Annotated in this window: 12 protein-coding genes and 1 tRNA gene; 3 read left to right on the forward strand and 10 right to left on the reverse strand. The window is 32.8% G+C overall.

What is annotated here, in order from left to right; all coding sequences use genetic code 11:
• Positions 1-103: 103 nt before the first annotated feature.
• Positions 104-179: transfer RNA gene (locus ACWG0P_RS12685), tRNA-Glu, on the forward strand.
• 73 nt (positions 180-252) lie between these two features.
• Here ACWG0P_RS12685 and ACWG0P_RS12690 read toward each other — a convergent pair.
• The 9 genes from ACWG0P_RS12690 to ACWG0P_RS12730 form a co-directional block, all read right to left on the reverse strand.
• Positions 253-1,827, reverse strand: coding sequence for a diguanylate cyclase domain-containing protein (locus ACWG0P_RS12690; RefSeq protein WP_455802024.1), 1,575 nt, complete (start codon positions 1,825-1,827; stop codon positions 253-255).
• Between the two features lie 26 nt (positions 1,828-1,853).
• Positions 1,854-3,425, reverse strand: coding sequence for a tetratricopeptide repeat-containing diguanylate cyclase (locus ACWG0P_RS12695; protein ID WP_455802025.1), 1,572 nt, complete (start codon positions 3,423-3,425; stop codon positions 1,854-1,856).
• Between the two features lie 131 nt (positions 3,426-3,556).
• On the reverse strand, positions 3,557-4,237 hold the full coding sequence (locus tag ACWG0P_RS12700; protein ID WP_455802026.1) for a hypothetical protein: 681 nt from the start codon (positions 4,235-4,237) through the stop codon (positions 3,557-3,559).
• Positions 4,238-4,251: 14 nt separating this feature from the next.
• Complete coding sequence (locus ACWG0P_RS12705; protein WP_455802027.1) at positions 4,252-4,941, reverse strand: hypothetical protein; 690 nt, start codon at positions 4,939-4,941, stop codon at positions 4,252-4,254.
• A 14-nt stretch (positions 4,942-4,955) separates the two neighbouring features.
• On the reverse strand, positions 4,956-5,648 hold the full coding sequence (locus ACWG0P_RS12710; RefSeq protein ID WP_455802028.1) for an ATP-binding cassette domain-containing protein: 693 nt from the start codon (positions 5,646-5,648) through the stop codon (positions 4,956-4,958).
• Positions 5,626-6,003 carry a GntR family transcriptional regulator gene (locus ACWG0P_RS12715; protein WP_455802029.1) on the reverse strand — a complete coding sequence of 126 codons (378 nt, stop codon included), beginning with the start codon at positions 6,001-6,003 and terminating at the stop codon, positions 5,626-5,628. Before ACWG0P_RS12715 ends, ACWG0P_RS12710 begins: the two co-directional genes overlap by 23 nt.
• A 91-nt stretch (positions 6,004-6,094) precedes the next feature.
• On the reverse strand, positions 6,095-8,119 hold the full coding sequence (locus tag ACWG0P_RS12720) for a UvrD-helicase domain-containing protein (protein WP_455802030.1): 2,025 nt from the start codon (positions 8,117-8,119) through the stop codon (positions 6,095-6,097).
• Positions 8,120-8,335: 216 nt separating this feature from the next.
• The gene (locus ACWG0P_RS12725) at positions 8,336-8,905 is read right to left on the reverse strand and encodes an N-acetylmuramoyl-L-alanine amidase family protein (RefSeq protein ID WP_455802031.1); all 570 of its coding nucleotides are present in this window, start codon (positions 8,903-8,905) and stop codon (positions 8,336-8,338) included.
• Positions 8,906-9,027: 122 nt separating this feature from the next.
• Positions 9,028-9,258 carry a hypothetical protein gene (locus ACWG0P_RS12730; protein WP_455802032.1) on the reverse strand — a complete coding sequence of 77 codons (231 nt, stop codon included), beginning with the start codon at positions 9,256-9,258 and terminating at the stop codon, positions 9,028-9,030.
• Positions 9,259-9,619: 361 nt separating this feature from the next.
• Between ACWG0P_RS12730 and ACWG0P_RS12735 the strand changes: the two genes are divergently transcribed.
• Together ACWG0P_RS12735 and ACWG0P_RS12740 are read left to right on the forward strand one after the other, a co-directional pair.
• Complete coding sequence (locus ACWG0P_RS12735) at positions 9,620-10,543, forward strand: aldo/keto reductase (protein ID WP_455802033.1); 924 nt, start codon at positions 9,620-9,622, stop codon at positions 10,541-10,543.
• Positions 10,544-10,712: 169 nt separating this feature from the next.
• Complete coding sequence (locus tag ACWG0P_RS12740; RefSeq protein ID WP_455802034.1) at positions 10,713-11,606, forward strand: DUF368 domain-containing protein; 894 nt, start codon at positions 10,713-10,715, stop codon at positions 11,604-11,606.
• Between the two features lie 48 nt (positions 11,607-11,654).
• Here ACWG0P_RS12740 and ACWG0P_RS12745 read toward each other — a convergent pair whose 3' ends face one another.
• A complete protein-coding gene (locus ACWG0P_RS12745; protein ID WP_455802035.1) occupies positions 11,655-15,449 on the reverse strand; it encodes an EAL domain-containing protein in 3,795 nt (1,264 codons plus the stop codon).
• Between the last annotated feature and the right edge of the window lie 246 nt (positions 15,450-15,695).

A 15,695-nucleotide genomic window follows, 5' to 3' on the forward strand; every position in this document is an offset into this window, starting at 1 on the left:
TATAAAACCACCACACAATACACAATTCACAATACACACGAATTTAAAATAATACTTGCGTTTATCATACAGCTATGGTATGATTATACGGCATTGTAATCGTGGCGCGTTGGAGAAACGGTTAACTCACTTGCCTTTCACGCAAGCATTCACGGGTTCGAATCCCGTACGCGTCACCAAATAAAGTATAAAAAGTCCTTAGATGAGGACTTTTTTTAGTGTAAATTTCAAACTGCAAGCAATAATGATTTGCTAAATATTCCTGAAGCAATTTCTTCCATCTTCTTTCGCTTGGTATAATGCCTGATCTGCACGCGATAACAAATCATGTAATTGTTGTTCATTTGTTATATTTGCATTGGCAAAGCCAATCGACAATGTCACACAGATACTACATTTTGATTGTTCATGAGGAATACACAAGTTCATTAATTTTTCTTGCATTTGTCTGATATAATTTTCTATATCTTGTGTACTACAATCCTCACATATTACAAGGAATTCGTCGCCTCCATAACGACATAAATGCATTTTCTCGTTCGCACATATCTTTAAAAGATTAGCAACACTACACAAACACTCATCACCTTTGAAATGTCCATAAAAATCATTGTATTGTTTGAAATAATCAACATCAATCATAATATATCCTAATAAAACACTTTTATTTTTCGTTATGAGTTTCGTTTGTAACTTTGAAAGATAGCGACGATTATATACTTGTGTTAATTCATCCATATGACTCTCTTGTTCAAGACGCTTATTCTCTGCTTTCATATGGTTACTTTCATATAACGCTTTTGCTAAGTCTATTTTAGCCAAAATTGTTTGAACTCGTAAGTCATTATCATGTTCATTCGCCTGCGTACTTATTGCATAAAATTCACGATATACTTTATTACATTCTTCTTGCGTCCCATATTTTTCAAAATATTCAGTCTTTTTGAGCAAATAATTATAATGATCCCCTAAATTTGTTAAGGCATCCTTTTTTTCTAATAACTGCAAAAAAATGTAAGCCAGCTCTTGGCAATCCACATGTAACATATAATCAAACAATTCAAAATATGCTCCAGTTAAAAAACGAGGATGCTCAAAATCACATAGTCCATCCTCCAACAATTGTTTCGCAATGGAAATACAAGTTTCCTTTTCCATACACATAGAATAATGACCACACCAAGAATACGCTAAGTGATATTCCCAATATTGTGAATGCACGTTAAGTTTTTCCGCTTTTCTAAGAGCGGCTGCAGATTCTTCTTTTCTTTGCAATGCCTGTGAAACTTCTGCAATGTTACATAACATACTTACAGCAGTTCCTTTTACATCTTCATCGATAAATGGTTCTATCTTTTCATATGCCATTTTAAAATATTGAATCGCATGAACATTGTCATATCTTCTGCGAAAACTCAATCCCAAATTATTATAGAGCTTACTTTCCGTAATCGGATCATGTATTCTTTGTACTAACTTTAATCCTTGCATATAATGATTTGCGGCGGCATGTTCATCAAATAAATCTTGATAATATAAACCAGCCAAGTTATGAAAAATCAGCTCCAAATCCTGAAAATCGTATTCTTTACATAACTTTTGTGTACGAATCAAATAAAAACGAGCTTCATCAAAACGTCCACTAGATGATAATGCATCAAAAAGGTATAAATTTGCAAATGTCAATCCATATGCATCCTTACTTGCTTCAGAAGTATGTAGCAATTGTTTACAGAGATCTTCTAGTTTTGCCAAATCATTAAATCGCACACTCAAGATATCATCCATCAATTCATATGTATGTAAACCACTTGATATATTATCCATAAACATCACCTCCTATTCACCAAATTTTACAATTCTTTATACTCTTCCTTACTATACGTGTTTCTTCCCTTAAATTTGGAACTATACAACGCTTGATCAGCAACTTGTAATAATGTATGTAATCCGACTTTTTTCTCTTCATTACAAAACCCTATAGAAAAGGTAACATGATCAGAACATTTAGAGTATTGGTGAAGAATATGTTCCTCTTCTAAATCATCGCGAATTGCATGAACATAATGAAGAATCTCATCATCAGTACAATCTGCGCAAAGACATATAAATTCATCGCCTCCAAAACGACATGGAAAAATCCCCTTTGATGCATTTCGTTTCAAAATTGAACCAACTCGCATCAGCGTTTTATCTCCTTCAAGGTGTCCATAAGAATCGTTAAACTCTTTTAAACAATCCACATCAATCATAATGACCCCCAACGAACTCGTTTCTTTACCATCATATACATGAATTAAATAGTCTAGATATTTTCTCGAATACACCTTTGTTAATTCATCAAGATTCACCTGCTTGTCCAAATGCATATATTCATCTTTTAATACTTCTTTTTGCATGGTTACATTCAAGAAATCAATGGCTTCATTTAAGCCCTTTGTTATGATTCGATTATTCATATCATTCAATTTACATATCTTTTTCGAATAATTTTTATATGCTTCATTTAAAAGAACTTGATCATGTTCAAATTCTATACAAAATGAAAGTTTTCGTATTTCTAATTGTTTTTGATGATCAAAAGAAACAGGGTTATGATATTTTTTCATCAAAGATAAAAAAACAGCCGCATACTTTTTCTCCTTGATTTCCATCATACAATCAAATAAAATAATATGAATATCAAAAGAAAAATTACCATCTTGCAAAGAAACTTCTTGCTTTATAATATAATCTGCCCAATAGATACTTTTTTCAATATCTCTTAATGCTACAAAGTATTGACACCAATTTTGACTGCGAAACATTTCATAATACATCGTTCCAAAACAGACTTTTTCGCATTCCATTATATACTTTCTTGCTTGTTCCAACTGCATCAAAAAAGTTGAAGCAGTTGCCAAATTATTAAGCAGAATACCTAAAAGTGGACCTTCCTCCTCATTCTTTTGCACCAACTCATATGCTTTCTCATATAATTGTAAAGCTTCCTTATAACCTCCACGACGTTGTAAACTATACGCAATATTATTTAGTATTAAAGCTTCATTTGCTTCATCCTTCAATTCGTGGCTTACAATCAAACCCTCCACATTATATTCCAAAGAACTTTGTTCATCAGCAATTGATTCATAATACAATCCCAACAAGCTATAAATACGTATCAACAAATCATTATACTCGTGTTCATGCGCAAGATTACGTGCTTTTATTAAGTAATTTACACATTCGCCATTTGCTTCCTGTGTTAAGTAATAATCACCCAAATAGGCGTAAGAAAAAGCTATACTATATGTATCATTATGGTCATTTGCCCATGTCAAAAGTTCTAATGACAATGATTTTTCCAATTCATAGTCATTATAACGCGCCTTTAAAATTTTCTTCATTAAATGCTCAGCGTGTGTACATGGAAAGCTTGACATAGTTTCAAACCACCTTTATTCTTTCCTTGAATATGGTTATATTATATCTTAATCACTGTTCATTTGCAAATTATCAGTCTTGTCCACAAAACAGAAAAACTTGTGTTTTGTACCAATAGAATATTATGATTTTACAATAAAAATTTTCTCATATACGCCCTGTAAGAAATAGCATTTAATATAGTAATCATAAGAACTAAGCTTGTGAATGCAAACCCCAAATCAAGATTAAAATACTTTACCAAGATAATGAACAACCAACTTAGAAGTGTGGTTAGAAAATCAAGGGATTGCATTCTACTTTCATTTTTCACTTCTTTAACGTTCATAATATTCCATATGAATAAGCTCAAGCTTGAATAAAGTAAGATCAATATAGAACCACCGGATGCTACAATCCTTGTGAACTGTGAAAAAGATGTTGCATTCGTTCCATATTCACTCATAATTCGATCTTGTACATTCCAAAACAAACCCCAAAAGATGCCATACACTACAACAAACACGAGGATAGAAGAAAGTATCATAAATACAATAGGTTCAAGTATAATCACTCTTTTCGATATGGTTGTATAGTTCAAAATAGAATCTTTTAGAAAATGTCCACTAAACATTTTCCTAAATATAATCATATACCCAAAGATACTGCAAAATAAACAGCTCATCATAGCGAATGCTCCAGCACTTTTTATATTATGTTCAATATATAGTTTTGGCATAACAAGACAAAGGATCAATGTTAGAAAAATTGATATTGTGATAAGAAGATTCTTTTTATTCTTTTTTAGATCATATTGTAATAATCCCCACATAAACAACTCTCCTTTCAACTCTTAACGGTATATACAAACAGATAATAGCTAATTGCGTATAAGATACCAGAAATAAGAATGATGAGGATTGGAGAATCACTCACAGGATATCCTATATATTCCATTACATCTGGGAAGAAAATTGCAACACCCAAAGCAATATAATAGGCATACGTATAATGTGATGGATTTTTTAATTCTCTTTTTCTCATTACACTCCAAACAAACATGATTACACTGATGAAGAAGAATGCTAATGAAAAGTATGATAAGAATAAGTTAACAAACATGAGAACAGGTTCATCCGCGGACATATTGGGGTATAGCGATTCAAAAGAATTTAAAATAGCTTCCCCACCAAATATATAAGCTACAAAATTCATAATCACTGCAGCAACTGCAATCAACACAGCTACGACAAGTGGCTCTAACACCTTTGTTTTTTTTGAAATAGGTGCTAGCATTACGATGGAATCTTTCATAAAACGTGATGGAAACGCACTAGAAACAATTACAATAAATCCTAAAAACATAACACCCATCACAATAATCAAAAGCGCTGAACCAAAGAAAAATAAACTAGAATTTAAATTATCGTCCATTCTAAATAGAAGTATCATTCCACATTCTACAATATAGATAATGGAAATAATATAAAGAGGTTTCTTACATTTTTGTAAATCATATTTCAATAGTGTCCACATAGTATCCCTCCTCGTTATTCTTCCGCTAATTTTTTTATCAATAATTCAGAAATGCTACATTGATATTCTTCTCGAAGTACATCATTACTGGTTTGTAAAATAAGGGAACCATCTTTTATAAGGATGCTTTCATCGATATAAGTTTCTATTTCTTGTATTTGATGTGTACTGATGATATAACTAGCATCTTCTCTGCTATAGCGAACAATTAACTTGATCAACTCACTACGTACAAGTGGATCAAGATTAGCAAAGGGTTCATCTAACAAATAAAGATGTGCATCTCTTGCGAGTACAAAGGCCAATTCACATTTCTTTCGTGTACCCAAACTCATATCTTTCAATTTTGAAGTTTCTTCGATATGCAATTCCTCCATCAGTTTTTGCATGCGTTCTTTATTAAAATCTTTAAAGAAATATGCATACTCATTGATCACTTCTTTTACACTTTCATGACCATCAAATAAAGAGTGATCCATAAAATAAGCAATGTGTTTTAAATCTTGTATAGTTGCGTCATGATCATGGAATAAAATGCTTCCTTCATCTATGGTGCACTGCATCGCAATACAGTTTAAAAGAGTTGTTTTCCCTGCCCCATTATTTCCAATTAAGCCATATATTTTCCCCTTTTCGATGCAAATTGATAGTTGCTTTAACGCTGCTTTCCCTTTAAATGATTTACTAACGTTTTTTATGTTTAGCATAGGCTTTCATCCTTTCTTTTATCTTGTTGATGAGTTCTTCATCAGACATCGCAAACACGCTGATATCTTTTATAAACGCATCTGTTTTGTGATGCAGCAATTCTTGTTTCATCTCTTGTATACGCACAGGATCATCGATTACAAAGCGTCCTGCAGTACGCATGGTATAAAGATACCCTTCTCTTTCTAATTCCGCTAGTGCTCTTTGCATTGTGTTTGGATTCACTTCATAAGTAATGGCAAGTTCTCGAACTGGTGGTATTTGCATATTGGGTGTATACTCTCCTAATATAATTTCCTCTTTTATGTCATCCATAATTTGAACATAAATGGGAGTTGTATTTGTGTAATTCAAGAAATCGCCTCCTTTTTGTACTATCTATCTAATACAATAGTACAACTCATTGATAATAATGTCAAATAAAAAGTCGCAGTAGTTTGCGACTTTATACCAATTCAATCAATTTGTTAGTAATACACATTTTAACATTTAGCATTTTATCTTCTGTTTCAAAGTGTACTTGCATCATGCCATCTTTTACTTTCATAATCTTTCCAACACCCAGTGTTGTATGTTGAATCTTAACGCCTCGTTTTAATTCACTCTCTTTCAACTTGCGAACTACATTGCTAGCCTTTGGTTTAGCTGCTGTGTCTTGGTTTTTCCCATGTAATTCATAAATGAAAGGTGACATCTCAAGACGTGTCTGGAAACAATGTTTTGATGTAAAGAACTCTAATTGGTTCATCGCTCTACTCATTGCCACATAGAACAAGTTACGTTCTGCTTGTACCTGTATATCATTCGTACATGGTTTTGGATATACACTTGCAAAACAATCTATAATGCAAACTCTAGAATATTGTTGTCCTTTACTAAAGAAGATATCAGAAATGGTAATGTTTGCTTCTTCATCATTTGGAATATCTACCAATCCTTTTAACATTTGCAAGAATTCTCCTGCATCAGGATAACGATCAGCCAAAACTTTAAATGACAATAAATTTGCATCATCCATATCGATAAGGTTCTCTTTCATAAAGGTTGTATAATTCATTTTATCTAATACATATTGGATCATATCCAACGTTGGTTGCGTAGAGATAAAACGGATGTCTTCCATATTGGAAGCTAATTTTTTTCTACCCGCAGCTTTATAGCCACTTTCCATAATTGCTTGGTATACATCCACACTATCATCGTTCTTTAAACGTTCATCGATTTCTAGTAAAATTCGATTGGACATATCCAATCCCATCTTTTCATGGATTTCAAAATATGCGCGCATATTTCTAGGATCATGAAATAAGGATATGAAATTTGTTAAATCTTTTACGACTCTGTTCGTTAAGAATTTCTTGATATTGCAGTGATAATACACTGGAATATCTTGCGATTTAAAGATTTCAATTAAAGGAATTGCATATGCGCCTTCCCGGTACAAGAATGCTGTTTCTTCAGGAGATTCTTTTACTGTTCGAAGAGCATAATCATACATCTTCTTCCATTCACTAAACCCTTTATACTTGATATCACATTCACTATCCTTACTACTGCTAAGTTTGTTGTTTTCTTTATAACGAAACTCACCTGCAAGTTTTGTGATGGTTTTATTCATACGATGGTTTTGATTCAATTCTACAACCGCAACCTCTCCATAATAATCCTTCCACATGTCAAAATTCTGTGGTTCCGCACTATTATCAATATCAATGCTTTGTGTTTCATCCATAAATGCACATAAAGAAGATCTTTGTGCATGTAGCATACGTATAATCATATGAGACGCATAAGATAATTCTTGTGCATCATCAATATTGAAATATTGGAATCGTTCACGATACAATTCAACAATTTCTGTATCATACATTAAAATATGTAATGCTTCGTGAATGACATCTCCTTGGTCGTAAATCTTTTTATTCTTTTTGAATTTTTCATACGCATTATAAAAATCCGCAAAATCAATCCCCTCATATACAATCGCTGCGATATCTTTTTCACTTAGCATTTTATTCTTACATTCGTTCACTTTTTGTAAAAGACGTGTAATTTCCTGTTTATTCAAACGCACTTGAAAGTTATCCTCTAAAATACGCTTGGCTGCTTTTTCCATATCACGGTATACCGTGCGTTGCGCATGCCCATTATTTTCATCATAAAATTTTACAATGCGATAACAAAAACTAAACATATCAGAAAAAACTGGTTGAAATTTATCACCAAACATTTCTGTAAATTGTTTACTCATTCTTCGCGCTGTATTCACATCGTATACAAGATTAAGCATATTGTTTTCATTTGCCGCTCTTGTTTCAAGAAGGTATGCGATACGTGTTAAAAAGCGGGTTGTCTTACCTGACCCACTGCATCCCTTCACAAGGAAAGGACAATTACCTTCACTTAAAACATCTGACATATGTTCGTAAGTATTTAATTCATGTTTTTCTAAAAATTCTTTTATTTCCATATTCTCACCTTTAGCCTACTCTTCTCATTATAACGTAATTTTGTATAAATTCCTATGCTTTTACTAGTTTCTTTTTTTATTTTTTTTAAAAAAGAAACTGAAACCCTTTACAGTCAACTTTACACAAAAACTAAGTAGAATTTCCAATGACTATGTGCATCATACCCACAATTTTCACACTTATACCTAAGAAAAAGAAATCGCACCATACGATTTCTAATTATTGAGTCCTAAATAGTCTCTCAACCCCTGATAAATAGCGTATGCAAATTCTTTTTGTTTCGTTAACAAAAGCATGGCATCACTTGGATTACTAAGATAGGCAAGTTCTACTAAGATTGCGGGCATATCTGTATTTCTTAAAACATAAAGACTTGGATTGATACGTACTTGATTATCTTTTGTCCCAACAATTTCTACAATAGACGCTAAAACATCTTGTGCAAATTCATAACTTCGGCTGAATTCACGATATACATATACTTCACTTCCTTGAATTGCAGGATTCACATTGGAATTTGTATGAATACTAATGAAATAATCTGCTGGCCATGAGTTTGCTTGATATACGCGTTCTCTTAAACTTGAAGACGCATCACTGCCTAATACTGTATCAGGAAACAATCGAGACACTCGTGCAACAAATGCAGGATCTGCATTTAAATACTCCGCCAAGTAAATCCCCACCTGATAATTCACTTCTGATTCTACGACACCATTTCCACTTGCCCCAGCATTGATATTGCCAGGATTATGACCTTGATCGATATACACTTTAATTGCCATAGGCTCACCTCTCTTTATTCTATGATAAGAAAGGAGAATCGTGATACTTTAATCATGCTTACAAATGGTCCTTATTCAATCTTCAATGCAAGCATAAAAAAAGATAAGGCATTAACTGCTTCTTATCTTTTATCAATCCTAAGATATTTCAATACTTCATCCATAGTTTGGAACTTGATGGAAGCGTCATAAATATAATGTATTACTTCGCTCCATTCTTCTAACGCATAATCATTAGGGTCTATTTCCTGAATAAACTTTCTAAAAAGCACTATATTTTCGTCAAATCGAAAATCAGAGATAGATTTCTCCGAGCGAAATGCAATTTCATCTAACAAATGCCTTTTTACCATACTTTATCACCTTTCACTATTTTAACCTCTTCTATTATGACACAACATAAGAAGTATGTAAATCACTTATATATGTGATTTTTTCTTTTTTTTATTGTTATTTGTGACTGTTTTGTCATATATCTTATCGATTTATCAATATTATAAATGATACATATTTGTGACATAAATTTTATAAACGCCTTGAAATAAGTCATATTTTATTTCCAAAACAATGAATAAATGTACTAATTTTTATATCAAATTACGCAATTGTATATTCTTTGAAAAGATTAAAAAAATTTTATAAAAATAAAATTATTCTATTAGATTACTATATAGAAATGAAGTATAATAAAGACATAAGAAAAGGAGACGTATTATGAAGAATGTAGAAATAGCAAATGTTACAGCCCCTTCCATCATTCAAGGGTGTATGCGATTAAATGCACTCACATCCCAACAGTTGGAAGAACTGATTTTAAAAGATTTAGAAGCAGGTATTAATTTCTTTGATCACGCAGATATCTATGGTGGAGGCGTATGTGAGGAAATGTTTGGTGAGGTATTAAAAAGAAATCCTGGTTTAAGAGAAAAAATGATTATTCAATCCAAGTGTGGAATTCATCGTAGCGAAACAAATCATTATGATTTCTCAAAAGATTACATATTATCTTGTGTGGATGGTGTCCTAAAACGTTTACAATGTGGGTACTTGGATTATCTTTTACTTCATCGTCCCGACGCCTTGGTAGAACCAGAAGAAGTGGCAGAAGCTTTCGATGAACTTTATAAAAGTGGAAAAGTAAAGCATTTTGGTGTATCTAATCATAGCCCATTACAAATTGAATTGTTAAAGAAATCCGTTAAATTCCCAATTGAAATTAATCAGATGCAGATGAGTATTATGCATACTCCAATGATTGATGCTGGTATCAACGTGAATACTTTTGATAAACGAGCAATGGATCGAGATAATGGAACTTTGGATTATTGTCGTCTTCATGATATTACTATACAATGCTGGTCACCATTTCAATTTGGTATGTTTGAAGGTGTATTCTTAGATAACGAGAAATTTCCAGAAGTAAATGAATGTGTGGATGCTCTTGCGAAAAAATACGGAGTGAGTAACAGTGCGATTGCAGTTGCTTGGCTCTTACGCCACCCAGCTAAAATGCAAGTGATTTTAGGCTCTACAAATGTAAAACGTATCCAAGAAATATGTAAATCTTGTGAGACCCTTACGCTTACAAGAGAAGAATGGTATGCGATTTACATAGCAGCTGGTAATTTATTACCATAAAACAAAAGAATATAAAGAACTAGTGGACCCTCTTATTAGATGGTCTACTTTTTTTGAACAAATGTTGAATAGGTAATAGTTTTGTGAATTAAGAAAATGTTTATAAAATAAATATTGGATTTTATTAGTTTTCTTGTATAATTAAACTGTTATGGAAGGTAGGTATATTATGATTATTCTTAACTTTATTCGTGGATTTTGTATGGCTTTGGCAGATAGTGTTCCTGGGGTTTCTGGAGGAACAGTTGCATTTGTCTTAGGCTTTTATGATAAGTTCATAGGTTCTTTAGATGCATTGATGGCAGGTAATAAACAAGAAAAAATAAATGCCTTGACGTTCTTGATGAAACTTGGCGTTGGATGGGTGATTGGTTTTTTAGCTGCTGTGAGTGTTCTAGCAAATATTTTTGAGACAAGAATTTATGAAATTAGCTCTTTATTTATGGGATTTATATTATTCGCTATTCCAATCGTAGTAAGAGAAGAAAAGAAGAGTTTGAAATTTAATTGGAAGACTATTTTATCTTTTATTGTTGGTATTGGTATTGTGGTATTGATTACATATTTCAATCCTGTAGCTGGAAAAGAAGCAGGCGTGAATTTAACAAAACTTGATTTAGGACTGATTTTCTATGTGTTTATCGCTGCAATGATTGCGATTAGTGCTATGGTATTACCTGGCATCAGTGGTTCTACATTACTGTTAATCTTTGGATTATATGTACCTATTATCTCTGCAGTAAAATCTCTTATGGGTTTTGATTTTGCTTATTTACCAATCTTGGTTGTCTTTGGCCTTGGTATATTAGCGGGTGTCGTAACCGTCGTACGTTTAATTAAATGGGCTTTGGACAAGCATCGTCCTATCATGGTATTCTTAATTGTAGGTATGATGTTAGGTAGCTTTTACGCTATCATAATGGGACCACAAACATTAGAAGTACCAAAAGCTCCTCTAAGCTTTGATAGTTTTTCTATCCTATGGTTCTTAGTTGGTGGAGTCGTTATATTTGGTTTACAGATGTTGAAAAATATCACAGTAAAAAACGAATCCAATGATTAATAAAAGTCTACACATGAAAAACTTGTGTAGACTTTTATTTTCATTTAGTTAGATAATTTCATATCCATTTCTTCCCTTATCTTTTGCTTTATATAGAGCTTTATCTGCTCGATTTAAAATTGTTTGATAAGTTTCATCATGTTCTAAATTATAAGTCGCTCCCATACTAATAGATGTCGTAAACTCTTTATCCTCGTGTCTAAAATTAATTAGAGATATATTATTTACGACACGACTCATGAACTTAATCAAATCATCTCTACATAAATGTTCCATCAAAATGATAAATTCATCTCCACCATAACGACCAATCACTGCATCACTTGGAATTATTTTTTCAATCATTTTCACAATACGTTTTAATACTAAATCCCCTGTCACATGACCATATGTATCATTGACCGATTTGAAGTAATCAATATCAAAGAAGATAATTGCAAATTCATTATCCACCTTTGCTTTTTGAAAAGTAGAAGATAAACGCTCCATAAATCTAGCTCGTGAAGTAACACCCGTTAATAAGTCATAATAAGCCATTTGTGACAAACGCTCATTCAACTCCAAAGTGCGATGCAGCTCTCTTAAATCACGACTATAAGACACTAAAATATCTTCCTCCTCTAATGTGATGCGTATAATACTAACCTCACATGGTACTTCCTGTTTTTCTTTATCAATATACACCCACTCAAAGGATATACTTTGCTTCTGCATAATTTCATTGAAAATAGCATTCTTCTTTTTTATACTGTTAGAACCATCTGGTTGTGTTTTTGGCATAAATATGTCAAAGTCATTGCTAAGCTCTTCCGTACTCTGCACACCCAGCATATGTAACATCACTTGATTACAGTCAATAATTTTAAAATCACTAGACCAAAGAACACATGCAATTGGAGAAGAGTCTAATACGGCTCTCATTCGTATACTAATAGTATTCTGTAATTTTTGAGTTTCCAGTTGTGTGCGTAAATCACGGGTATAACCCGCAACTAAATCGCCTCCATCTTCATCCAAACCTTCTATTCTTACCAATGTGATTTCCGCAGGAATTTTGTTTCCCTTTAAATCACAATGCATCCATTCAAATTGATCCACCCCTTCTTCAAAGGCCTTAATAATGTGCATATAGGATTTCTCACTACTAAGTGTACCGTCGGGTTGATACTTAGGGGAAAGTTCAATGAAACGATCTAAATATTCTTGTGGTTCACTTAAATCAAATAAAGAAACTGCCGCCTTGTTACACATAATGTTTTTAAATTTACGATTCCAAAGATTCAAACATAACGGACTGGAATCTAGGATTGCCTCTAATCGAGTATTGAATTTCTCTATTTTTTCTTCCATTCTAATTTGTTCACGTAAATCACGGGTATAACCAGCAACTAATTCATTACCAAATTCATCCAATCCCTCGATTTTTACTAAGGTGATTTCTGATGGAATTTCTTCTCCATCTGTTGTACAATGCATCCATTCAAACTTACAATAGCCAGTTTCAAATGCTTTTGTGATATATACAATAGCTAAATCACTACTTAGAACTCCATTGGGTTGATATGTTGGAGAAAGCTCAAAAAATCGCTCTAAATATTGCCTTTGATCTTTTAGACCAAATAGTTCAACTGCAGCACTATTACACATAATATTCTGAAAATTCTTATTCCATAGATTTAAACATAATGGATTGGAGTCTAGAATGGCTTTTAAACGAGCATTAAATTGTTCAATTTTCTCTTCCATAATACGTTGTGACCTCATATCACGAGTATAGCTTGCGACAATATAATCATCCATATAAGGAATACGTACTGCTGTAACTTCTGTTGGTACAAATTCTTTATTACAATTGCAATGTTCCCAATAGGTATGCACTTCTTCACCATCAAAGGCGGCTTCTATAACTTCTTTTACTTTAACTTTGCTAAGTTTTCCATCTGGTTGATATTCTGGCGAGAAGGAATCAAAATTACTTTGTACATCCTTTAAATCCTCAGCATTAAATAAATTCATGATTTCGGCGTTACAAGCTATAATTTCTAGATCACGATTCCAGAAATTAAGACCCAAAGGAGTCGCATCTAGCATAGCTGTCAAAACATCATTGTCACTGACAAGTTGATCACGTTGAAGTTGCGTATTTGGAAGAACAACAAGAGAGTCATTGACATGAGGATTGCTAATAAAGGATTCGAAGAAATCATCCTCTAAAATCGGTCTTGACACATAATATCCTTGCACAAAATCTGCATTTAAGACATAGATAATTTCTTGTTCATTCTTTGTTTCTACACCCTCTACACAAACTTTCATCCCAACATTATGGCAAAGACGAACAACAGAGTCTACGAAGTCATGATTATATTTACTCTTATGTAAAGATTGTACAAATGAGCGATCTATTTTTACTACATCAACATTGAATTCAGAAAGTCTAGCTAAGGAGGAATACCCTGTCCCAAAATCATCCATCGCTATTTTTACACGCAGTTTACGAAGTCGTCTCATGGAAGCTGAAATTCGCTCTGCATCACTTATAAAATAACTCTCAGTTAATTCTAAAGTGATATGAGACGCATCTAAGTCGTACTCTTTTAACAATCGTTCAAGATGATCGCAAAAGGTGGTTTCACGAAATTGAATGTAAGATACATTTACATTCATCACGAAGTCATCGATATACTCCAACCATTTCTTAGCAGTACGAATTGCTTGTTCCAAAACCCACAACCCCACAGGAATAATCAGTCTTGATTGTTCCAAAAGTGGTATAAAACTATCTGGAAATACAGCTTCTCCATTTGGAGTTTTATATCGTAAAAGGATTTCTGCACCCTTAATTCTTAAGCTACGAGTATGGCAAATAGGTTGATATACAACATGAAAGTTCATAAAATCATGTTCCACACTATCTGCTAAATATCGAGTTAAACTTTGTTCATATAATGCTTCCTCAAACACTTCACTTGAAAATTCAGCGCATTGGTTTTTCCCAGATTCTTTTGCATTTTTCAACGCAATGGATACTGCTTTTTCTAAACTTACCCAGTCCGTTGCATCTTGAGGATAACTGGCAATACCAGCAGAAATACTAAAACGATAAGATACCCCTTCTATGCGATGAGATTTCACAGTATATGCTTTTAATCGTTCATATAACTCCATTAATTCTTTTTTGCTACATTTATCAGACACTATTAAAAATTGATCTCCATCGTATCGATACATGGTGCATCCATCATAAAGAAGATTCAAGAAATCTTGTGCTGTCTTTCGTAATACTAAGTCACCAAAATTATGGTCATGTAACGTATTGATACTTGCGAATTCATCAATGCCAATTAACATTGCACAAACATCTTTAACTAAACGATTTCTTTTTAACACATCGAAGATCTCTTTACATTTTGCATGCATTAACAATCCAGTAATAAAATCTACCGTTCCATCATACAGAAGATTATGCATAACTCCGATGATAATATCGGGTATTCCCGTAGTATCATTGTAACGAATGGTAGCTTTATCACTCAACCATAAGTTTTCACCTTTTGCATTGGTTACTTGATACTCAAGAACAATTTTTTTCTTATGTTGTTCCACTGCCAATTGGATAGATTTCCTAATACGTTTTAAATCTTGTTCATGCACAAACGCTTGCCAAACATTAACAAAATTAGCTCCTTGCGAAGCTATCGTAAAGTCTTGTGCTAAATTATCGGATGTGATGTAATTTCCATTCTGATAGTCCCAAATATAGATATAGTCATCACTATTACTCGATAAAGATTCAAAAATCAATGTAGAATCAACTAAGAATTGATTTATTTTATGCTCCATACTATCGCCTCACATTCAAAATTATGGAGACCCCATCCTGGCTTGTATAAATTACTTTAATTATACCATTTTTTTTGGAAAATAGTAATTCTACAATTTTTTTATAGGAATTAAATTGCTATTCGTGAAGTGAAAAAGTTAATTCCACAATGATGAGAAAAAGTGGAATTAAGGTTTACAGAATAATCCACTTCATTAAGTGTGGAATTTTCTCTTACATTTCTGTATGATAAATATGCTTTCTTT

This window comes from Amedibacillus sp. YH-ame6 (assembly GCF_053848845.1).